This is a genomic window from Microbacterium sp. KU4F (genome assembly GCF_056868075.1).
Genome location: NZ_CP200324.1, coordinates 466,128 through 486,575 on the forward strand (window position 1 = coordinate 466,128; position 20,448 = coordinate 486,575).

Genomic DNA, 20,448 nt, shown 5'->3' on the forward strand with positions numbered 1-20,448 from the left:
TGCCCCGAGCGCGCGCCTTGTGCGCGTGCCCTGTGCTCGTTCCTTGAGTGTGTGCCCTATTCGCGTGCGTTGTGCTCGTGCGTTGTGCGCGTGCCCTGTGCGCGTGCCCTGTGCGCGTGCGTTGTGCTCGTGCGCTGTTCGCGCACCCTGTTCGCCTGCCCTGTTCGCCTGCCCTGTTCGCCTGCCCTGTTCGCCTGCCCTGTTCGCCTGCGTTGTGCTCGTGCGTAGGGCACGCGGCGCACTCGCGGTGTGCGACGCCCGGATGCGTGTCTTAACCGTTCACGACATGAGCGCCACAGGCATGCACAGCTGAGACGCGAAGTGTCCGCGGTGTGCCGCATAGGGATGCGTGTCTCAATTGTTCACGCCGTGAGCTCCCTAGGCGTGCACAAGTGAGACACGAAGGACCCGGGACGCCATGCACCGGATGCGTGTCCCAACCGTTCACGTCGCGAGCGCCGCAGGCGTGCACAAGTGAGACACAGAGCCCTCTGGCGCCCGACCCGGTGATCCGCGTCTCAACAGTTCACGCCGTGAGCGCCGCAGACGTGCACAAGTGAGACACGAAGTGCGCGCGCGACGGCGACAAGATGTTGGTGCCGGCGGTGGGAGTCGAACCCACACACCCTTTCGAGTAACCGAGTTTGAGTCGGTCGCGTCTGCCATTCCGCCACGCCGGCATCGACCACGCAGGTGGCCGGATTCGACCTTATCGCACCGGCCGACCGCCGCCCGCCGTCGGGCTCTGCGGCCCGGTCGAGCGATTTCCTCGGGGGCGGAAGATCGCCTCGACGCCTGAGGACGGCCGCATCCGCGCCGTCGGCGGTGTCGCATCCGGATGCGGACTGCCCGCGTGCCGTAGGATTCAAAGGTGACTGAGCAGGAAACCGCCGCGACCAACCCGACCGCACCCCGCCGCGTGGTGGTGGCAGAGGACGAGTCGCTCATCCGCCTCGACATCGTCGAGATCCTCCGCGACAACGGCTTCGACGTCGTCGGTGAGGCCGGAGACGGTGAGACCGCTGTGCAGCTCGCCACCGATCTGCGTCCCGACCTCGTCATCATGGACGTCAAGATGCCGCAGCTCGACGGCATCAGCGCCGCGGAGAAGCTGAACAAGAACCACATCGCCCCCGTCGTGCTGCTGACGGCCTTCAGCCAGAAGGAGCTCGTGGAGCGTGCGAGCGAGGCAGGGGCTCTGGCCTACGTCGTGAAGCCGTTCACGCCGAACGACCTGCTGCCCGCGATCGAGATCGCTCTCGCGCGCTACGAGCAGATCATCACGCTCGAGGCCGAGGTCGCCGACATGGTCGAGCGCTTCGAGACCCGCAAGCTCGTCGACCGCGCCAAGGGCCTGCTGAACGAGAAGATGGGCCTCAGCGAGCCCGAGGCGTTCCGCTGGATCCAGAAGGCGTCGATGGACCGCCGCCTGACGATGCAGGACGTCGCCAAGGCGATCATCGAGCAGCTCGCTCCCAAGAAGTGACGCGTCCCGCCTGATCCGATCGATCAGGCGATTCCGGCGGTGTCCTTCACGAGGTTCGTGATGCGCACGGTCGAGCAGCGGCGCCCCGCGTCGTCCGAGAGGACGATCTCGTGCACCATCAGCGTGCGTCCGACGTGCAGCGGGGTGCACACTCCCGTGACGAATCCGGATGTGGCCGAGCGCGTGTGCGTCGCGTTGATGTCGACCCCTACGGCGAGGCGCCCGGGGCCGGCGAGATAGTTCGCGTGCATCGAGCCGAGCGACTCACCGAGCACGACGTAGGCGCCGCCGTGGAAGAGACCCACCGGCTGGGTGTTGCCCTCGACGGGCATGCGTGCGACGCCGCGCTCCGCCGTGAACTCGAGCCACTCGAGTCCCATCTTGTCGGCGAGGGCGCCCGTGCCGCGGCGCGTCACCCATTCCAGCGGATCGATCGTGTACTCGGGCGCGGTCATGCTGCTCCTGGGCTCCGGGGTGTCGTGTCCGCAGGCCTTACTAGGCTGTCAGGGTGACGGACTCCGAAAAGCCTACTCTGCTCGTCGTCGACGGCCATTCGCTCGCCTTCCGGGCGTTCTACGCCCTTCCCGTCGACAACTTCACGACGAAGGACGGCCAGCACACCAACGGCGTCTACGGCTTCCTGTCGATGTTCGTGAACCTTCTGAAGGCCGAGAAGCCGACGCATCTCGCGGTGGCGTTCGACACCTCGCGCGTCTCGTTTCGCACTCGTGAGTACCCCGAGTACAAGGCGACCCGCAGCGAGACCCCGCCCGAGTTCTCCGGGCAGATCCCCCTTCTGCAGGAGTGCCTGCGCGCCATGAACGTCACGGTGCTGACCAAGGAGGACATCGAGGCGGACGACATCCTGGCGACCCTGGCGACGGAAGGAGTCGCTGCGGGCTACGACGTGCTCGTCTGCTCCGGCGACCGCGACACCATCCAGCTCGTCACCGACGAGGTCACGCTGCTCTACCCGAGCGTGCAGGGGGTCTCGCAACTCAAGCGCTACACCCCCGAGACGGTGCGCGAGCGCTACGGGTTGGCTCCGGCGCAGTACCCCGAGATCGCGGCGCTCGTGGGGGAGACGAGCGACAACCTGCCCGGTGTTCCCAAGGTCGGCGAGAAGACGGCCGTGAAGTGGCTCACGCAGTGGGGATCCCTCGACGAGCTGCTGGCCAACGCCGACAAGGTCACCGGCGTCGTGGGCAACAATCTGCGCGAGCACATCGACGACGTGCGTCGCAATCGCGCACTCAACCGACTCCTGCGCGACGTCGAGCTGCCGGTGACGCCGCAGGATCTCGCCGTGCGTCCGATCGACGCGCAGGGCGTGCGCGACATCTTCGCGCGGCTCGAGTTCCGTACGCTGCTGCCGCGGGTGTTCGAGGCCACCGGAGCGGATGCGGCCGGCGCCGTCGCCGACGACGCACCGGTTGTCGCGGCCCCGTCTCCCGTGGAGGCGACGGACCCCGCGATGCTCACCGCATGGCTGGACGAGGCCGGTGACGCGGAGGTCGGGGTGACCGTCGTGCTGGGCGCTTCCGTGCCTACACGGATCGGGCTCGCCCGCGCCGGCGCCGTCATCGAGGCCGGCTGGAACGACGGGGTCGCCGCTGCGCTGGCGCCCTGGCTCGCCTCCGCCCGCCCGAAGACGTTCACCGACGCCAAGGGCCAGGTGAAGGCACTGCGGCGTGCGGGGCTCACGGTCGCCGGCGTGGCGTTCGACACCCTCCTCGCCGGCTGGCTCATCCGTCCGAGCCTTCCCGACAAGTCGCTCGGCGACCTCGTCGACCGCTACCTCGGTGAGAAGCTCCCCGAGGCCGATCCGTCGCAGCTCGTGCCCGAGACCGAGGGGGCGACTCCCGGCCAGCTGGCGTGGTACACGATCCGCGTGGCCGAGCCCCTGCGTGCCGCTCTGGGCGACGGTCCGTCCTCGGTGCTCGCCGATATCGAACTGCCCACCCTGCTCGCCCTGGCCGACATGGAGCTCGCGGGCGTGGCGGTGTCTCACGAGGTGCTGTCCGGCTTCTCGGCCGAACTGGCCGAGCGCGCGGACGGCCTCGCGCAGCGCGCCTACGCGGCGATCGATCGCGAGGTCAACCTCGGTTCGCCGAAGCAGCTGCAGGAGGTGCTGTTCGAGCAGCTCCAGCTGCCTAAGACCCGCAAGACGAAGACCGGTTACTCGACGGATGCCGCCGTCCTCGCCGACCTGCAGGAGTCCCACCCGCACCCCTTCCTCGATCTGCTGCTGCAGCACCGCGAGGCGACGAAGCTGCGTCAGATCATCGAGACGCTCGACGCGGCGATCGCCGCCGACGGACGCATCCACACGACCTACCTGCAGACGGGGTCGCAGACGGGTCGACTGTCGAGCACTGACCCCAACCTCCAGAACATCCCGATCCGCACCGAGGAGAGCCGCCGCATCCGTTCGGCGTTCCAGGTGGGCGCGGGCTATGAGACGCTCCTCACGGCCGACTACTCGCAGATCGAGATGCGCATCATGGCGCACCTGTCGGAAGATCCCGGGCTGATCGAAGCGTTCAACACGGGGGAGGACCTGCACCGGTTCGTCGGCGCGCGCGTGTTCGGCGTGACCCCGGAGGAGGTCACACCGCAGATGCGCACGAAGGTCAAGGCGATGTCCTACGGTCTCGTCTACGGCCTGTCCGCATTCGGGCTCTCCAAGCAGCTGCGCATCGATCAGTCCGAGGCGAAGCAGCTGATGGGGGAGTACTTCGCGCGCTTCGGTGCGGTGCGCGACTATCTGCGCGCATCCGTCGAGAAGGCCCGCGAAGACGGCTACACCGAGACGATCTTCCAGCGGCGTCGTCCGTTCCCCGACCTCGCCAGCCCCAACCGGGTGCTGCGCGAGAACGCGGAGCGTGCAGCGCTCAACGCCCCCATCCAGGGGAGCGCGGCTGACATCATGAAGATCGCGCTGTTCCGCATCCACGCCGAGTTCCAGGAGCGTCAACTCGCCTCGCGCGTGCTGCTGCAGATCCACGACGAGCTCGTCGTGGAGGTCGCTGCGGGAGAGTGGGACCAGGCGGAGCAGATTGTGCGCGCGCGCATGGGGGATGCGGCGCAGCTCACGGTCCCGCTCGACGTGCAGATCGGCCGCGGCGCTGATTGGAACGCGGCCGGGCACTGAACGGCGCCGACCGTCGGCGTAGGCTCGAATCCATGAGTGAAACGTCCCGCCCCACCACTCCCATCGACACCATCGCCGACGCGTGGGTCGACACCGTGGCCGAGCTGTCACCCACGACCGCCACGTACATCGGTCGGTTCGAGTTCAACGACCGATTCGGGGACTACTCGCCCGAGGGGGCCGAGCGCTACGCCGAGGCAGCCCGCCGCACTCTCGCCGACCTCGATGCGGCCGAGCCCGTCGACGACATCGACGCCGTCACGAAGGCGGATCTGTCGCGCGAGCTGCGCCTGGACCTCGAACTGCACGAGGCCCAAGCGAGCCTGCGCGACCTCAACGTCATCGCATCCCCCGCACAGGACATCCGGTCGGTGTTCGATCTCATGCCCACCGACACGATCGAGGACTGGGAGGTCGTCGCCCGCCGTCTGCAGGCCCTGCCCTCGGCGATCGACGGCTACATCGCGACACTTCGGGCGGGGATCGCTGCGGGAGCCGTCCCCGCTCGCCGCCAGGTGCTGGAGGTCGTCACGCAGATCGAGCGGTACACCGCGGAGAGCGGGTTCTTCGCGACGTTCGCCGGCGATGCCGCCCCCGGCGAGGGACAACTGCCCGCATCCCTGGCCCGCGAACTCGCCGATCAGTCGGGCGCCGCCCGCGTCGCGTACGACGATCTCGCACGTTTCCTGTCTGCGGAGCTCGCCCCGGTGGCCGGCGACCAGGATGCGGTGGGTCGGGAGCTCTACGCCCTGCATTCGCGTCGTTTCCTGGGCGCCGAGATCGACCTCGACGAGACGTACGAGTGGGGCATCGAGGAACTGGCCCGGATGGTCGCCGAGCAGGAGTCCATCGCGAACGAGATCCTGCCCGGCGCGAGCGTCGCCGAAGCCGTCGCGCACCTAGAGGCGGACCCCTCGCGCAAGCTGCACGGCACCCGGGCGCTGCAGGAGTGGATGCAGGCGACGAGCGACCGTGCGGTCGCCGAGCTCGGCCGCACCCACTTCGACATCGCGGAACCGATCCGCACGCTCGAGTGCATGATCGCTCCGACACAGGAGGGCGGCATTTACTACACGGGTCCGACCGACGACTTCTCCCGGCCGGGCCGCATGTGGTGGTCGGTACCCGAGGGAGTCACCGAATTCGACACGTGGCGCGAACTGACCACCGTTTACCACGAGGGCGTTCCGGGGCACCATCTCCAGATCGCGCAGGCCGTCTACAACCGCGCGCAGCTCAACTCCTGGCGGCGTCTGCTGGCCGGAACCTCCGGACACGCCGAGGGCTGGGCCCTGTACGCCGAGCGCCTCATGGAGCAGTTGGGGTACCTCGACGACCCCGCCGACCGCCTGGGCATGCTCGACGGACAGCGGATGCGGGCGGCCCGCGTCGTCCTGGACATCGGCGTGCACCTGGGCAAGCAGCGCCCAGACGGCGCCGGCGTCTGGGATCACGATTTCGCCCTCGCGTTCATGCGGCAGAACGTCAACATGCCGGACGCGTTCATCCAGTTCGAGGTGAACCGCTACCTCGGGTGGCCTGGCCAGGCGCCCTCCTACAAGGTCGGTCAGCGGATCTGGGAGCAGATCCGAGACGATGCGCGTCAGGCGCAGGGCGACGCCTTCTCGATCAAGCAGTTCCACAAGCGGGCTCTCGACATCGGCGGTGTCGGTCTCGACACGCTGCGCAACGCGCTGCGCGATCACTGAGGGAATGACGGCACTCGCCCGCGAGTTGTATCCGTCTGAATGAAAGGTGGTCGCGATGACCGTGGAGTTCGGACTGGACACTTTCGGTGATGTCACCGCGGACGCGCAGGGCGTGCCGCTCACGGACGCACAGACGATCCGCAACGTGGTCGAGCAGGCCGTGCGCGCCGACGAGGTCGGGCTGGCGTTCTTCGGCGTGGGGGAGCACCACCGTAAGGAGTTCGCGGTCTCCAGCCCCGAGATCGTCCTGGCCGCCGCGGCCGCACGCACGCGCGACATCCATCTCGGCACCGCCGTGACGGTTCTCTCCTCAGACGACCCCGTGCGCGTGTACGAGCGCTTCGCCACGCTGGATGCGGTCTCGAACGGGCGTGCGGAGGTGATCCTCGGGCGCGGGTCGTTCATCGAGTCCTTCCCGCTCTTCGGTTTCGACCTCGCCGACTACGAGGTGCTCTTCGACGAGCGCCTCGATCTGTTCAGCAGGCTGCGCGATGAGAGACCGGTGACCTGGCAGGGGAGTACCCGCGCCGCGTTGAAGGACGCCGATGTCTTCCCCAAAACGGAGAACGGCTTCCGCGCGTGGGTCGGCGTGGGCGGCTCGCCGGAGTCCGTCGTGCGTGCCGCGCACCACGGATACGCGCTGATGCTCGCGATCATCGGGGGAGCGGCGGCACGATTCCGCCCCTACGTCGACCTCTTCCACCGCACGCGGGACGCGATGGGCGCGGAGCGCCTGCCCGTCGGCGTGCACTCGCCGGGTCATGTCGCCGACACGGACGAGCAGGCATGGGACGAGATGTATCCGGCGATGGAAGCCAACCGCAACGCGATCGGACGAGAGCGGGGCTGGCCGCCGTACAGCCGCGCGCAGTTCCAGAACGACGTCGGCCCCGACGGCGCCGTGTACGCCGGATCGCCGGAGACCGTGGCGCGCAAGCTCGCGGCCACCGTGAGGACCCTCGGGATCGACCGGTTCGACCTGAAGTTCTCGAACGGCACCCTCGCGCACGACAAGATGCTGCACTCGATCGAGCTCTACGGCACAGAGGTGGCCCCGCGGGTGCGGAGCTGCTGGCCGAGGGCGGCGAGTAGGCTCGACAGGTCCGGCGCAGAGAGCCGGCGGAACAGGGGGACGCGTGCCCGACATCCGGTACGTCGCGATCGGGGATTCGTTCACCGAGGGAGTCGGCGACGAGCTTCCGGACGGTCGTGTGCGCGGTTGGGCGGACCTCACCGCGCAGGGCTGGGCGAACTCGCTCGGTCACGAGATCTCCTACGCGAACCTCGCCATCCGCGGAAAACTGATCTGGCCCATCGTCTCCGAGCAACTGGAACCCGCGCTCGCGCTGAGGCCGACGCATCTCTCGTTCAACGGCGGCGGTAACGACATGCTGCGCCCGCGGACCGCCATCTCGCACGTGGCGGATGCCTTCGACCAGGTGCTGCGCCGGTGCGACGAGGAGGGAGTGACCCTCATCGTGCTCAGCGGCGCGAATCCCGCGCCGCACCTACCGATGGGGCGCCTCATCCAGCGTCGCGGCGACGAGCTCTCGGCCGCGGTCGTCTCTCGCATCGAGAACCGACCGGACGTCGTCCAGGCGTTGAACTGGCCCGACAGAGAGTTGTCGTCGCGGGGCTACTGGTCGGATGACCGCCTGCACATGAGCGCGCGGGGTCATCATCGCGTAGCTGCTCGCGTCCTGGACTCGCTCGGGGAGACGCCGGATCCCTCATGGTGGTCGCTTCCGAGCGAGTCGGCGGCGCGCACGAGCTCCGGCCTCGCGTACTACCGCACGCACGTGGGGCCTTGGGTTCAGCGTCGCTTGACCGGCCGGTCGTCAGGCGACGGCCGAGTGCCGAAGTTCGGCGACTGGGTCACGGTGACACCGACAGCGTGACCTGAGCGAAAGGCCCGTCCATGGCCGCATCCTCCACGCGGAGGCGCGTGTGGTCCAGACGACGGGGCAGGAGCGGACGTCCCGACCCGAGGACCGCAGGAGCGTACGTGACGATGATGCGATCGAGACGGCCGATGTCGGCGAACTGACCAGCGAGGTCGCCACCGCCGACGATCCAGACGTCCCGCCCCGCGGCCGCTGCTTCGAACTCTGCGAGATGCGACGAGACGGGTCCACTGAGGTGCCGTACATCAGCCCCTGCCACGGGTGCCACCTCACGTGAGCTGAACACGAAGGCGGGGCGGTCCGCGTAGGCATCATGCCAACGCTCGGGGTGTTCGTCGAGGCGCTCGTGCTGATACACCCAGTCGAAGGTCGTCGATCCCATCACGAGCGTGCCCACACTGTCCAAGAAGGTCGCGAAGGCGCCCGCGCTTTCGGCGCCGGGCACGGTGAGCAGCCACTCCAGGCTGTCCGCGTCGTCGGCGAGGAAGCCGTCGAGAGTGGATGCGGTGCAGTAGACGTAGCGGACCATGGCGTCACCGTATGCGGGGCGTCCGACATCCCTCGGCCCCTCACGGTCCATGAAGTGCCGCGTCCCGATCCTTCCTACGATGGCACTGTGGACGTCTCGTGGGACAGCGCGCTCGGGGACGTCTCCTCTCGCCGAGGCGGGGTCCCGCGCCGTCCGCGATTTCCTCGCCGCTGACGCGCCGGCGACAGAGAAGCAACTGCACGCCTGGTTCGCGGCCGGACTGACCGTGCGTCGGCGCCTCGTGCGCGCGTGGCTCGACGAGCTCGACTCCATCACTGCGGTGACGGTGGTGGGGGAGCGGGCCTACGTCCGCACCGAGGGGGCAGTGCGCAGCGTGTGGCGTCTCGAGGGTCGGAGCGTGGATGTCGAGATGTTCGAGGAAGTCCGGCCAGCGGGACGCGAAGACATCGCGACGGGTGTCGCCCGTCTCTCTCAGGTGCTGCAGCGCGAGCTCAACCGGCGGGTGACGACGACGTAGGGGGAGTGGTCGCCCCCGACAATCGTCCCCGGCCGAACGGCAACAACGGTGCGCGGTACACCAACGGTCCCGCTGTCTCGGGCTCGAGGTCGATGACGGCCGAGCCGAAGCGCCAGAGGCGGTTGAACAGGAAGACGCCGATGCGCTCGGGTTGCGTCGCCGACACCTGCCAGGTGCCGCGGCCCCATTGGGCCGGCTGCCCGCGGCCGCCGATCACGACGGTCGGTCGCACGGCGTACGCGGCGAGCCGCGGCTTGCGCAGATCGAGCTCGACCCGCCGGGTGACGGGGATGGAATCGGAGGGCATGGGCTCGAGCGTAGTGGGCACCACGGTCGACCTAGGATCAAGGAATGCCCGTGCAGATCCGCCCGGTGGGGGCCGCCGACCTCCCGCTCCTCGAGCGAATCGAGAACAAGGCCGATGCGCTCCTGGTGGATCTTCTCCAGCCGGATCAGTGGCACCCCGCACCGACGGATACGGAGCGGCTCGCCGACGGAGGCATCATTCTCGTCGCCGAAGGAGAGGATGGCACCGTGGTCGGTTTCGTTCACGTCATCGAGTTCGACGGCGGGGCGCTTCTCGAACAGGTGTCTGTTCTGCCGGGCTTCGGCGGCCGCGGTATCGGACGCGCGCTCGTCGAAGCAGCGAAGGATGCGGCGCGCCACGCAGGCTACGACAGGCTTACGCTCCGCACGTTCGCTGAGGTCCCCTGGAACGCACCGTTCTACGCATCCGCGGGATTCGTGATCGAGGAGCCGTCTGACGACTTCCACCGCGAGCTGATCGAGACGGAGGCAAGACTCGGGCTCGACCGTCTCGGGCCCCGCGTGCAGATGGGTGTGGATCTCCGCGGACTCCGCTGAGACAGCGGCTCCGCGTCGTGGCTTTGCGCAGCCTGGCGTCAACGAGGGATCGCCCTCGTCGGGCTGGCACCGTTCCCTTCGACGAGCGCATCGCGCAGGCGCGCCTTCGCCCGGTGGTAGCGGCTACGAACCGTGCCCTCCTTAAGGCCGAGGATGCGGCCGGCATCGACGAGAGAGAAACCCTCCCAGTGCACCAGGCCGATGATGTCGCGGTCGATCTCCGCCAGCGCAGAGAGTGCGCGGTGCAGTTCCTCGTGTTCGGGGTCGGGGGAGAAGCCCGGGTGCGTCGTCGTCGCGAGAACAGCTCGAAGGCGTTCCGTCAGGGCAAGTCTGCGGGCAAACCCGCGCCGGTGATGCAGCAGGACGTTCCGCGCGATGCCGAACATCCATGCTCGGGCTTCCTCGTCTGCTGACGGCAGACGAGAGGCACGCCGCCAGACGATCAGAAGCGTCTCGGCGAGGAGGTCCGCGGCATCGGCAGCCACAGGCACTCGGCGGGTGAAGTAGGCGAGGACATCAGGGGAGTGGGCAGCGATGACCGCAGTGATCTCATCGGCTGTGCGTTCGCTCGGCATCTCACTCCGCTTCGGGGACACACGTCATGCCCCACGCGTCGACGGCGCGCGTCGTGCTCGCCGCGGGATCACCGAGCCAGATGATGCCGGGGAAGGTTCCCGCGACGAAGTCCTGCAGAACGGGAACGAGGGCGCCGGAGACGCGAACCTCGCCATCCGGATCGTCGGGCTCAGGAGCGGCAGAGGCGTAGAGATGCTGACCGAGGCCGTCCCAGTCATGGCTTTCGATGGCCGCGTCGAGGACGGCGCCGTCCGACGGCTCAGGATGGCGCAACTCGATCCAGACTCGACAGCTCTCGGAGTGGCCCGTTTCGGTGGTCCAGGAGATCGGCAGCGGCGTCTCGTTCCTGACGTTGCCCAACGGCATGCTCACCCCGCCCCAGTGCGACATCACGATCGTCGCCGCGCCGGCGGTCAGCAGGACCGCACCGACGGCGAGTCCGGGAAGGAGCCAGCGGCTGGGGCGTCGACGACGCTCGGTCGGTCGCATCGCGCTGGCGAGAGCCCGAGCAAGGTGCTGCGTTTCGGGTGACACGGGCGTCGCCATCGTGTCCAGGTACGAATCCAGAGCCGACGGTTTCATCGCAGAAGATCCTCTCGCTTGTACCTCCTCATTCCCGTTCGGTCCCGAAACGTTGCACATCCCGGCTTCGCCGAGGAGAGGACCGCAGAATCGTGTTCTGACATAATGTGCATTATCGGTAATCACACCGATCCGCCCGCCGCGGCGCCGAAGCCCAGAGTGGACGTCTCTGCGCACAGGCGCCCCATAGGCTGAGGACGTGCTGGAGACGCTGACCGGGTTCGCCGTTGTCGGAACCGCGATCATCGTCGGATACATCATCGGACGTATCGACCTGCTCGGTCCGCACGCACGGCACGTGCTGAGCCGGCTCACGTTCTACGTTCTCTCGCCTTTCCTCCTCTTCACGGTGCTCAGCCAGGCGGACATCACGACGCTGTTCTCCGCACTGCTTCCGGTGTCCACGATCGCCGCCGCCGTGATCATCGGGCTGCAATGGCTGCTCTCGCGCTTCGTGTGGCGACGCTCCGTGGCGGATGCGACGATCTCCGCACTGTCGGCGGGCCAGGTCAATTCCAACAACATCGGAATCCCCCTGTCGCTGTACCTACTGGGCAGCGCCGCATACCCGGCGCCGGTCATCCTCATGCAGCTGTTGCTGCTGACGCCCATCGCGCTCGCGATCCTGGATGCTGCCACCACCGGCACCAGATCCTTCTGGCGCGTACTGGGGCGAACCGCCCGCAATCCCATCGTGATCGGCTCGGCACTCGGCACCCTCGTCTCGCTATCGGACATCGAGCTTCCGACGATCGTGTTGGAGCCCGCGCTGCTGATCGCGAACGCCTGCGTCCCCGTCCTTCTGATCAGCTACGGCATCTCGCTCCACGGCCAGCGCGTTCTCGCCGACGCCGGCCGCCGCAGTGAGGTGCTGATCGCGAGCGCGCTCAAGTTGGTCGCGATGCCCGCGGCGGCGTGGGCTGTGGCGACGCTCTTCCGACTCTCCGGGCACGAGGTGCTGATCGTCACCGTGCTGGCGGCCCTGCCGACGGCGCAGAACGTCTTCAACTACGCACAGCGCTACAGCGTCGGCGAGACGGTCGCGCGAGACACGATCTTCCTCACGACCGTGGGGAGTGTGCCCGTGCTGTTGGGGATCGTCCTGTTGCTGTGACGCGCCGCGTCGAGCACCACTCCCCTGCGGCGCCTCGCCGCGCTACGGTGGGATCGTACACTCAGCTTCTTCTCAGAAAAGAGCAAGCCATGTCCGAGACTGTCACCCCTGGCGCCGACAAGACGTTCGTCAACGGCATCCGCACCGCCTTCGGCATCGGTGGCGCCATCGCCCTCATCGTCGGCATTCTGATCCTGGTGTGGCCGCTGAAGACGGCCGCCGTAGGAACCGCGATCATCGCCGTCTACGCCATCGCATCGGGACTCGTGTACGCGGGTCTCGGCATCTTCTCAAAGACCCTCGGCGGGTGGTCCCGCGTCGGTCATATCGCTCTCGGCGTGCTGTTCGTGGCCGCCGGAGTGATCGCACTCGCGAACCTCGGCGACACCACGGTGTTCCTCGCCCTCTTCGTGGGAGTGTTCATCGGCGTCACCTGGATCGTCGAAGGTGTCGTCGCGCTCACGACACTCGGCAACAGCGCGTCACGAGGGTGGACCATCTTCTTCGCGGTGATGAGCCTCATCGCCGGCGTCATCCTGGTGTTCTCGCCGCTCTACGTGGCGCTGCTCTGGCTGTTCGTAGGCGCCTCACTGGTCGTCCTCGGCATCATCCAGCTGGTGCGCGCGTTCACCTTCGGCCGCGCCTGACAGCACGAGAACGGCCCCGGATCCACGGATCCGGGGCCGTTCTGCAATCTCACTCGGCGACGAAGGAGCTGGTCTCCCCCACGAGCCGCGTGTTGTCCGCGGGAACCGGCTCCACGGCGGCGAGGGCGACCTCCGCTGCGAACTCGGACACGTTGTAGAGCTTGCCGGCATCCTCACGGCGCAGCGCGATGGCGCCGGGATTGGCGCGTTCGAGCAGCGTCGCGGTGATGGTGCCTTCGATCATGTCGCCCGAGACGACGACGAACTCGACGCCGCGCTCGCTCAGAGCGGGGATCCGCTCACGAAGCGCATCTTCACCGGCACGCTTCGAGAGCGCGACCGGCTCGTACTCCGGCATCGTGGGCGTGGTGTGGATGAAGTGCGCCTGGTGGCTCGTCACGAACACGACGCGTGATCCCGAACCCAGCAGCGGCAGTGCCGTCTCGAGAACGCGCACCTGCGCGTCGCGATTCAGCTGCAGCGCATAGTCCGCGGCCATGCCGCCCTCCATGCCGCCGGAGGCGTTGAGCACCAGGATGTCGAGGGATCCGAACGTCTGCTCCACCTCCGAGAACATCGCCTCGACGGACGCCGCGTCCGTCAGGTCCGCTCCGACCACGAGCACCTCCACGCCGAGTTCGCGCAGCTGCGTGGCGAGCTTCTCGGCGCGCGGCGCCTTGTTGCGGAAGTTGATGACGACATTCGCGCCTGCCTGCGCGAAGTAGCGCACGGTGTCGGCTCCGATGCCGCGCGACGAACCGGTCACGAGGGCGGTCTTGCCGGCGAGGGAACCGGCGGCGAGGGGGGTGAGCGAATCGGTCACGGGCACTCCTGAATCTGGTGCGAAAGGACGTCGCCGGGCTCCGAAACGGCGCATCAGGGCGACACCCGACCCTACCAATCCCCGCTCGGCGTCGCGCGCGATAGCGTGGGCGCCGTGACGCATCCCTACCTGAGTCGCACACCCACCCCCCGCGTGTTCGCGCACCGCGGCCTCGTGCCCGTGGGCGCGGCCGATCTGGTGGAGAACTCGTTCGCGGCGATCGCCGCCGCTCACGCCGCGGGCGCCGTCTACGTGGAGTCGGACTGTCATCTGACGCGTGACGGCGAGGTCATCCTGTTCCACGACGACGACCTCTCGCGCGTCGTCGGTGATCCTCGTCTCGTTCGCGATGTGACGCTCCGAGAGCTCGAGCAGCTCATGGCCGAGCGCGGCGGGCTGGTGAGCTTCGCGCAGGCGCTGGAGAGCTTCCCCGATGTACGTTTCAACATCGACGTCAAGGCGGATGCGGCGGCCGAGCCCGCCGGGCGTCTTGCCTCGAGCGCGGCGGAGCGTGTTCTGCTCACGAGCTTCTCCGAGCGTCGGCGCCGAGCCGCCCTCGCCGCAGCAGCGCGCGCCCGCTCATCGCTGCTGCCCGCCACATCCGCGGGGGCGACGCTGGTCGCGCGTGCAGCAGCTGCCGCCCTCAGCGGCTCGCGCCGGCTCCTGCGCCGCACCTTGGAGGGCATCGATGCGCTCCAGGTCCCGGAGTATCAAAACCGCATCCGTCTCGTGACGCCCCGCTTCCTCGATGCGGTGCACGATGCGGGGGTCGAAGTGCATGTCTGGACCGTCAACGACGAAGCGGACATGCGACGACTGATCGAGATGGGAGTCGACGGCCTCGTGACCGACCGTGCGGATCTCGCGCTGCGAATTCTCGGCTCTGGACGCTGAAGATAGACTGTGAGTTCTGCTCCGTCATAGCCGCCTCGGATGATCCTCCCAACTCGACGCGTTATACCGGGTAAGCACCACGCGACGAGAGGACCACACAATGGCAGACCGCAGTCTTCGCGGCATCCGACTCGGCGCCCAGAGCCTACAGAGCGAAGAGGGCGTCGTTTTTCATGAGCGCACGCAGCAGACCTACGTCTGCAGCGTGTGTTCGAAAGAGACCACACTGACTTTCGCGGCAGACGCTGAGCCGCCGCAGACCTGGGAATGCCGCGCCTGCGGCGGAGAGGCACTGCTGCGCGTGGGCGAGCAGACCGTCTCCGTCGACCACAGCGACGACAAGGCTGCGCGCACCCACTGGGACATGCTGCTCGAGCGCCGCACGATCCCGGAGCTCGAGGAGCTTCTCGAGGAGCGTCTCGCCTTCGTCCGCGCCCGTCGCGGCGCCGGTGACGACGTCACCAAGAAGACCGCCTGAGCGCAGTCGTCCGAAACGGCGCCGCCCCCTCGGGGTGGCGCCGTTCTTCGTCATCCGCGGTTCTCGCGCGCTCCGCGCACCTTCGGCCCCAGCCACGCTGCCAGCAGCACGATCAGACTCCCCCAGGCGAACACGGCGTGCAGCGCCGGCCCCAGCACCATCGCAGCGGTCGTGCCGGTGCGCAGCGGCACCTCCGTCAGCATCGCCCCGGCGGTGTCGGCGGCGATGCCGTCGATGACCTCGCCCGTGGGCGCGATCACCTGACTCGTGCCGACGGTCGAGATGTTCACGACGGCGCGTCCCGTTTCGATCGCTCGTGCGCGCGCGAATGCCAGCTGCTGAAGGTTCTCGTCGGTGCCCCGGAAGTCCGCGTTGTTCGTCTGATAGACGAACACCTGGGCGCCGCCGTCGGAGGCCGCCCACACCACGTCGTCGTAGATGACGTCGAAGCAGATGGCGAGGCCGATCGGGGTATCGCCGAGCTCGACGACGGGTTCGGCCGTACCCGGGGTGTACTCCCGCTGGATGAGGTTGATCAGATCCGGTGCCAGCGCGGCGAAGAAGGGACGATCCGGAACATATTCCCCGAACGGCACGGGGTGGATCTTGTCGTAGGAGGCGACGACGCCTTCGCCGGCGTCCCACAGCATCGAGGTGTTGAAGTAGCGGTCGCCGCGCGCGGTGGCGGCGTTCACGAGCAGGGGCGCACCGATACGGTTCGACAGTGTGTTCAGCGTGGCGGCCGTGGTCCGGTTGCTCGTGGGATCCGAATCGATGCCCCCCTCGGGCCACACGAGCAGATCCATACGATCATCGGCGATCGCCTCGGTGGCCTTCAGCTGTGCATCGAGCAGCGCGCCTCGTGCTCGCTGGTCGAAGTACCCCGCCGGGCCGTTGCCCTGCACCGAACCGATGCGCAACGTGCCGGCGGCGGTCGTGGCGAACGCCGGCGTGGCGACGGCGATCAGGGCTACCAGGAGCGTGGGGACGATCGTGCGGACATCACGGAACCGCCGGACGCGCACATACTCGATCGCCGACGCGCACAGGAAGACGACCACGAAGCCGACGCCCGACATCCCGACCCACGACAGCAGCGGGGCAAGCGGGCCGTTCACCTGGGTCACACCGACCCTCCCCCACGGAAAGCCGCCGTAGGGGAATGTTCCGACCCATTGTTCGCGCAGCACCCAGAGGCCCGCCACGAGCAAGGGAAGCACGATCAGGCGAGGCCACATCCCCCGCAGCGCCCGGGGCACCCACCGATACGCCCAGGTGATGAGGATGGCCGCAGCCCCGGTGAGGACGGCTTCCAGCACGGACAGGGCGAGCCAGGGCACGGGCCCCAGGTAGCGCGCGGTGAAGGAGACATTGACGAGGAAGAACGCTGCCCCGTACGCCGTGCCGACGAGAAACGCGCCACCGACGCTGCGGCCGATGAGCGAGACGAGCGCGAGCGGGATCGCCACGAAGACCATCGGCCACCAGCTCAGCGCCGGGAACGCCGTCGTCAGGGCGAGCCCGCCGAGAACGGATGCCAGCACGGCAGCCCAGAGCGGTAGGAGGGCACGCGGTCTCGGCACGATCTCCAGCCTAGGCGGATCCTGCTATGGGCCCGCCGTCAGACGCCGGCGTACGCGACGATGCCGCGTCGCACCGAGTCGAGAGCAGTGCGCGCGGTCGTGGCCAGTGGCGCATCCGCGACGAGGGAGAAGCTGATCGAGCAGATCGATCGTCTGTTTGGCCCACCGCACGAAGTCGCCGGCCGCCATGTCGGCCTCGGTGAGGACACGGTCGAGGATCGACCCTCGCGCCCACGAGTACATCGCCTGCGACAGTCCCACCGCGGGCGGCGTGGAACCGGGCAGGTGGTGATCGCGTTCGATGTCGTCGAGACGCTGCCACAGGTCCTCGGTGGCGGTGAGGGCGGTGCGGAAGGCGCCGCGCGGCAGGCCGCGCTCCCCCACTCCCGCCTCGTCGCGCCGGGGCTCGTACACGAGTGCGCACACCAGCGCAGCGAGTGATGGGGCGTCCAAACGATCCCAGATGCCGGTGCGCAGAGACTCCGCGACGAGGAGATCGCGCTCTCCGTAGATCCGCCGCATCCGCCGGCCCGATGCGGTGAGGACGGTGCGCCCCTCGTCGTCATGGGCGACGTAGTCGAGTTCACTCAAGACGTCGACGACGCGGTCGAAGACGCGCGCGACCGTTCCGGTACGCGAGGAGATCTGGGCGCGCATGCGTTCCACACGCTTGTTCAGCTTGAGATAGCGCTCCGCCCATCGTGCGTGCGACTCACGGTCCGGGCAGGAGTGGCACGGGTGATGCTGGAGCCGACGACGCAGCGATTGAATGCGACGGGTACGTTCGTCACGGGTCGCCCGGGAGGCGTTCGCGTCTTTGCGCCCGAGCTTCTCCAGTTCGGAGACCTCCTGTCGCAACTGCGCGTACTCCGCGTAGTCGCCACGATCGCAGGTCATCGCCTCGCGGTAGCCCGCCAGCGACTCCTCCGCCGAGCGCACCTCCCGAGCCAGTCCCACGACGGAGCGGTCCGCCTGGAACTGCGCGAACGAGGATTCGAGGATCTCGCGGGCGCGCGGGCGGCCGAACTGGTCGATCAGATTGACCGCCATGTTGTAAGTGGGTCGGAAGCTCGAGTTCAGCGGATAGGTGCGGCGGGATGCGAGGGCCGCCACCGCCTGCGGATCCATCGTCTCGCTCCACTGCACCACCGCGTGCCCCTCGACGTCGATGCCCCGACGCCCCGCCCGGCCGGTCAGCTGGGTGTACTCCCCCGACGTGATGGCGACACGCGCTTCGCCGTTGAACTTCTCGAGCTTCTCGAGCACCACCGTGCGGGCGGGCATGTTGATCCCCAGCGCCAGCGTCTCGGTCGCGAAGACGACTTTGACGAGCTTGCGACGGAAGAGCTCCTCGACGATCTCCTTGAAGGCGGGGAGAAGACCGGCGTGGTGGGCCGCGACCCCACGTTCGAGGTTCTCTCGCCACTCCCAGAAGCCGAGAACGGCCAGATCTTCGTCCGGGAGGTTGCGTGTGCGTTCCTCCACGATCTCTCTGATCGCGCGACGCTCGTCGGCGTCGGTGAGGCGGAGTCCTGATCGCCGCACCTGCTGCACGGCACCGTCGCAACCCGCGCGCGAGAAGATGAAGAAGATTGCGGGGAGCAGGTTGGCGCGTCCCAGCAGGTCGACGACCTCGGGGCGGTCGATCCGTTCGAGCCGTCGGGTGTTTCCCGATCGGAGTTGCTTCGTTCCGTGCCGATGCGGACGACGATGAGCGTCGGCATCCCGCCGCGCCTGCTGCCCGTAGCGCTTGCGGTCGTGTCCCGGTCCTCCGCCGGAGCGGATGCGAAGCAGCTCCTGGTTGACCTGGGCGGCGGCGACGCCGGCGCGATCATCGAACAGGGGCAGAAGGTCTCCGCGCACCAGGACATGCTGCTCGAGAGGGACGGGTCGCGTTTCGGAGACGATGATGTCGGTCTCGCCGCGCACCGTGTCCAACCAGTCGCCAAACTCCTCGGCGTTGGAGACCGTGGCGGAAAGGGAAACGAGCCGGACGCTCTCCGGGAGGTGGATGATCACCTCTTCCCAGACCGCGCCGCGGAAGCGATCGGCCAGGTAGTGCACTTCGTCCATCACGACGAAACGGAGATCGCGCAACGCGGAGGAGCCCGCATAGAGCATGTTGCGCAGCACCTCGGTCGTCATCACCACGATGCGCGCATTTCCGTTGATGTTGGTATCGCCGGTCAGCAGGCCCACGTTCTCCGGTCCGTAGACCTCGGTCAGCTCGCGGAACTTCTGGTTCGAGAGCGCCTTCATGGGCGTCGTGTAGAAGGCCTTGTCGCGCGAGGTGAGCATGGCCAGATGGATGGCGAACTCCCCCACGATGGTCTTCCCTGCGCCCGTGGGCGCGGCGACGAGAACACTTCGCCCCTCTTCGAGAGAGGCGCATCCCTCGAGCTGGAACGGGTCGAGCTCGAAGCGCTGGGCGGCCGCGAACGCAGCCGTCTCCGGATGGGAAGCCCGCGACTGTGCGGCGGCGAACCTCTCGGCGGCGGAGAGTTCGGTCACAGCGTCGTGTCCAGCAGCGCCGCCTCGCGCTTGCGGCGCCGGCGGTCGAAGATCATGGACAGTCCAGCGGCCGCGAAGAACAGCACGATCAGGATGGCGCCGAGCAGCAGCATGCTGACGACGTCAGCAGCCGGGGTCGCGACGGCGGCGAAGACCGTCGCGACGAGCACGGCCACCCGCCATCCCTTGAGAATGGCCATTCCCGACATGATCCCGGCGAGGTTGAGCGCCACGAGGAACACGGGCAGCACGAACGAGACGCCCACGACGATCATGAGTTTGAAGATGAAGTCGTAGTACTCGGATGCGGAGTAGAAGTTCACGGCGCCCTGGGGCGTGAAGCTCCACATGACCTCGATGACGTGCGGCATGACGAGGACCGCAACGTAGCACCCGGCGAAGAACAGCGGGATGGCGGCCGCGACGAATCCGATCGTGTACCGGATCTCCTTGCGAGTGAGCCCGGGCATGATGAACGCCCAGATCTGCCACAGCCAGACGGGGGCGGACAGGAAGATGCCGATCGTCACCGCGATCCGCATCCGCATCTCGAACGGCGATGTGACCGTCGCGAAGTTCAGGGCGGAGAAACTGTCTCCGCGCTTCTCTGCCACGAACTTGATCGGGCCCATCAACCAGTCCAGGATGGGGTCCGTCACGAAGAAGGCGATGATCATCGCCGCAACCAGCGCGATCGCCGCGATCATCAGACGACGCCGCAGCTCGATGAGGTGCTGTCCCAGCGACATCCGCTTCTCGCGGCGTGGTTCTTCAGCTCCCGTGATGGGCGAAGCCGGGGCCGTCACGGCCGGTCAGGCGCGAGTGTCGGGCGAGGTCCCCGTGTCGGGAGCCTTCGGCGCGGACTCCGCCGGGGTAGGAGCCGGCGCGGCGTTGGTGACGGGGGACGGCGCCGCGGCGTCGTCTTCCTTCATGGCCTTCATCTCTCCGCGGAACACCCGGGCGGACTGTCCCACGCTCTTCGCCAGAGCCGGCAGCTTGGCAGCGCCGAAGAGGAGCAGAATCACCGCGAGGATGACCAGCAGGTGCGGCCAACCGAAAGCGCCCATGGAGATCTCCAAAAGTTCGAGGTGCCCCCAGTGTAACCCGCGCACCTGC

The 20,448-nt window shown here is 68.0% G+C and carries 20 protein-coding genes, 1 tRNA gene and 1 pseudogene; 11 read left to right on the forward strand and 11 right to left on the reverse strand.

Translation table 11 applies throughout. The features are described from left to right. Positions 1–594 precede the first annotated feature (594 nt). A tRNA-Leu gene (locus AC1VNH_RS02330) sits at positions 595–680 on the reverse strand. A gap of 191 nt (positions 681–871) precedes the next feature. On the opposite strand from AC1VNH_RS02330, the gene AC1VNH_RS02335 reads away from it, so the two are divergent. Continuing rightward, positions 872–1,486 (forward strand): ANTAR domain-containing response regulator, encoded by a 615-nt coding sequence (locus AC1VNH_RS02335; protein WP_137416998.1) that lies wholly within the window; start codon positions 872–874, stop codon positions 1,484–1,486. A gap of 23 nt (positions 1,487–1,509) precedes the next feature. Here AC1VNH_RS02335 and AC1VNH_RS02340 read toward each other — a convergent pair whose 3' ends face one another. Next, positions 1,510–1,941, reverse strand: coding sequence for a hotdog fold thioesterase (locus AC1VNH_RS02340; protein ID WP_483109699.1), 432 nt, complete (start codon positions 1,939–1,941; stop codon positions 1,510–1,512). Positions 1,942–1,994: 53 nt separating this feature from the next. Between AC1VNH_RS02340 and polA the strand changes: the two genes are divergently transcribed. From polA to AC1VNH_RS02360, 4 genes and pseudogenes are all read left to right on the forward strand, one after another. Then, on the forward strand, positions 1,995–4,640 hold the full coding sequence (gene polA, locus AC1VNH_RS02345; protein ID WP_483109700.1) for a DNA polymerase I: 2,646 nt from the start codon (positions 1,995–1,997) through the stop codon (positions 4,638–4,640). Positions 4,641–4,672: 32 nt separating this feature from the next. Continuing rightward, positions 4,673–6,349 (forward strand): DUF885 domain-containing protein, encoded by a 1,677-nt coding sequence (locus AC1VNH_RS02350; protein ID WP_483109701.1) that lies wholly within the window; start codon positions 4,673–4,675, stop codon positions 6,347–6,349. A gap of 55 nt (positions 6,350–6,404) precedes the next feature. Then, a pseudogene (locus tag AC1VNH_RS02355) lies at positions 6,405–7,415 on the forward strand (LLM class flavin-dependent oxidoreductase); the annotation flags it as partial. A 70-nt stretch (positions 7,416–7,485) separates the two neighbouring features. Further along, a complete protein-coding gene (locus AC1VNH_RS02360) occupies positions 7,486–8,247 on the forward strand; it encodes an SGNH/GDSL hydrolase family protein (RefSeq protein WP_483109702.1) in 762 nt (253 codons plus the stop codon). On the opposite strand, the gene AC1VNH_RS02365 is transcribed toward AC1VNH_RS02360, so the two are convergent. Next, positions 8,225–8,782 carry a dihydrofolate reductase family protein gene (locus AC1VNH_RS02365; RefSeq protein WP_483109703.1) on the reverse strand — a complete coding sequence of 186 codons (558 nt, stop codon included), beginning with the start codon at positions 8,780–8,782 and terminating at the stop codon, positions 8,225–8,227. The genes AC1VNH_RS02360 and AC1VNH_RS02365 overlap by 23 nt on opposite strands. A 79-nt stretch (positions 8,783–8,861) precedes the next feature. Between AC1VNH_RS02365 and AC1VNH_RS02370 the strand changes: the two genes are divergently transcribed. Next, a complete protein-coding gene (locus AC1VNH_RS02370; RefSeq protein WP_483109704.1) occupies positions 8,862–9,260 on the forward strand; it encodes a hypothetical protein in 399 nt (132 codons plus the stop codon). Here AC1VNH_RS02370 and AC1VNH_RS02375 read toward each other — a convergent pair. Then, positions 9,235–9,567 carry a hypothetical protein gene (locus AC1VNH_RS02375; protein ID WP_483109705.1) on the reverse strand — a complete coding sequence of 111 codons (333 nt, stop codon included), beginning with the start codon at positions 9,565–9,567 and terminating at the stop codon, positions 9,235–9,237. The two genes, AC1VNH_RS02370 and AC1VNH_RS02375, sit on opposite strands and share 26 nt — an antisense overlap. A 44-nt stretch (positions 9,568–9,611) precedes the next feature. On the opposite strand from AC1VNH_RS02375, the gene AC1VNH_RS02380 reads away from it, so the two are divergent. Then, positions 9,612–10,124, forward strand: a complete 513-nt coding sequence (locus AC1VNH_RS02380) for a GNAT family N-acetyltransferase (protein WP_483109706.1) — start codon at positions 9,612–9,614, stop codon at positions 10,122–10,124. Between the two features lie 38 nt (positions 10,125–10,162). Here the strand turns inward: AC1VNH_RS02380 and AC1VNH_RS02385 are convergent, their stop codons facing one another. Next, on the reverse strand, positions 10,163–10,699 hold the full coding sequence (locus AC1VNH_RS02385; protein WP_483109707.1) for an RNA polymerase sigma factor: 537 nt from the start codon (positions 10,697–10,699) through the stop codon (positions 10,163–10,165). 1 nt (position 10,700) lies between these two features. Next, positions 10,701–11,282 (reverse strand): hypothetical protein, encoded by a 582-nt coding sequence (locus AC1VNH_RS02390; protein ID WP_483109708.1) that lies wholly within the window; start codon positions 11,280–11,282, stop codon positions 10,701–10,703. A gap of 199 nt (positions 11,283–11,481) precedes the next feature. Between AC1VNH_RS02390 and AC1VNH_RS02395 the strand changes: the two genes are divergently transcribed. Continuing rightward, entirely contained in the window at positions 11,482–12,396 is a 915-nt protein-coding gene (locus AC1VNH_RS02395; protein ID WP_483109709.1) for an AEC family transporter, read from the forward strand. 89 nt (positions 12,397–12,485) lie between these two features. Next, positions 12,486–13,043, forward strand: coding sequence for an HdeD family acid-resistance protein (locus AC1VNH_RS02400; protein ID WP_483109710.1), 558 nt, complete (start codon positions 12,486–12,488; stop codon positions 13,041–13,043). A gap of 49 nt (positions 13,044–13,092) precedes the next feature. Here the strand turns inward: AC1VNH_RS02400 and AC1VNH_RS02405 are convergent, their stop codons facing one another. Next, the gene (locus AC1VNH_RS02405) at positions 13,093–13,866 is read right to left on the reverse strand and encodes an SDR family oxidoreductase (RefSeq protein ID WP_483109711.1); all 774 of its coding nucleotides are present in this window, start codon (positions 13,864–13,866) and stop codon (positions 13,093–13,095) included. Positions 13,867–13,980: 114 nt separating this feature from the next. Between AC1VNH_RS02405 and AC1VNH_RS02410 the strand changes: the two genes are divergently transcribed. Together AC1VNH_RS02410 and AC1VNH_RS02415 are read left to right on the forward strand one after the other, a co-directional pair. Continuing rightward, positions 13,981–14,760: a glycerophosphodiester phosphodiesterase family protein gene (locus AC1VNH_RS02410; protein WP_483109712.1), complete on the forward strand. Its 780-nt coding sequence runs from the start codon at positions 13,981–13,983 to the stop codon at positions 14,758–14,760. Positions 14,761–14,860: 100 nt separating this feature from the next. Further along, positions 14,861–15,238 carry an RNA polymerase-binding protein RbpA gene (locus AC1VNH_RS02415; RefSeq protein ID WP_243227835.1) on the forward strand — a complete coding sequence of 126 codons (378 nt, stop codon included), beginning with the start codon at positions 14,861–14,863 and terminating at the stop codon, positions 15,236–15,238. Between the two features lie 50 nt (positions 15,239–15,288). On the opposite strand, the gene lnt is transcribed toward AC1VNH_RS02415, so the two are convergent. The 4 genes from lnt to tatA form a co-directional block, all read right to left on the reverse strand. Next, a complete protein-coding gene (lnt, locus tag AC1VNH_RS02420; RefSeq protein ID WP_483109713.1) occupies positions 15,289–16,821 on the reverse strand; it encodes an apolipoprotein N-acyltransferase in 1,533 nt (510 codons plus the stop codon). A gap of 24 nt (positions 16,822–16,845) precedes the next feature. After that, a complete protein-coding gene (locus AC1VNH_RS02425) occupies positions 16,846–19,332 on the reverse strand; it encodes a DEAD/DEAH box helicase (protein ID WP_483109714.1) in 2,487 nt (828 codons plus the stop codon). Then, complete coding sequence (gene tatC / locus AC1VNH_RS02430) at positions 19,329–20,081, reverse strand: twin-arginine translocase subunit TatC (RefSeq protein ID WP_483109715.1); 753 nt, start codon at positions 20,079–20,081, stop codon at positions 19,329–19,331. Before tatC ends, AC1VNH_RS02425 begins: the two co-directional genes overlap by 4 nt. A 63-nt stretch (positions 20,082–20,144) precedes the next feature. Next, entirely contained in the window at positions 20,145–20,399 is a 255-nt protein-coding gene (gene tatA, locus AC1VNH_RS02435) for a twin-arginine translocase TatA/TatE family subunit (protein ID WP_483109716.1), read from the reverse strand. Positions 20,400–20,448 lie beyond the last annotated feature (49 nt).

Coding starts and splice junctions, on each gene's coding strand:
- AC1VNH_RS02385 (WP_483109707.1), bottom strand. CDS start 10,699: ATGCCGAGCGAACGCACAGCCGATGAGATCACTGCGGTCATCGCTGCC.
- AC1VNH_RS02365 (WP_483109703.1), bottom strand. CDS start 8,782: ATGGTCCGCTACGTCTACTGCACCGCATCCACTCTCGACGGCTTCCTC.
- AC1VNH_RS02380 (WP_483109706.1), top strand. CDS start 9,612: ATGCCCGTGCAGATCCGCCCGGTGGGGGCCGCCGACCTCCCGCTCCTC.
- AC1VNH_RS02350 (WP_483109701.1), top strand. CDS start 4,673: ATGAGTGAAACGTCCCGCCCCACCACTCCCATCGACACCATCGCCGAC.
- AC1VNH_RS02390 (WP_483109708.1), bottom strand. CDS start 11,282: ATGAAACCGTCGGCTCTGGATTCGTACCTGGACACGATGGCGACGCCC.
- AC1VNH_RS02370 (WP_483109704.1), top strand. CDS start 8,862: ATGGCACTGTGGACGTCTCGTGGGACAGCGCGCTCGGGGACGTCTCCT.
- AC1VNH_RS02340 (WP_483109699.1), bottom strand. CDS start 1,941: ATGACCGCGCCCGAGTACACGATCGATCCGCTGGAATGGGTGACGCGC.
- tatC (WP_483109715.1), bottom strand. CDS start 20,081: ATGTCGCTGGGACAGCACCTCATCGAGCTGCGGCGTCGTCTGATGATC.
- tatA (WP_483109716.1), bottom strand. CDS start 20,399: ATGGGCGCTTTCGGTTGGCCGCACCTGCTGGTCATCCTCGCGGTGATT.
- AC1VNH_RS02400 (WP_483109710.1), top strand. CDS start 12,486: ATGTCCGAGACTGTCACCCCTGGCGCCGACAAGACGTTCGTCAACGGC.
- AC1VNH_RS02415 (WP_243227835.1), top strand. CDS start 14,861: ATGGCAGACCGCAGTCTTCGCGGCATCCGACTCGGCGCCCAGAGCCTA.
- AC1VNH_RS02375 (WP_483109705.1), bottom strand. CDS start 9,567: ATGCCCTCCGATTCCATCCCCGTCACCCGGCGGGTCGAGCTCGATCTG.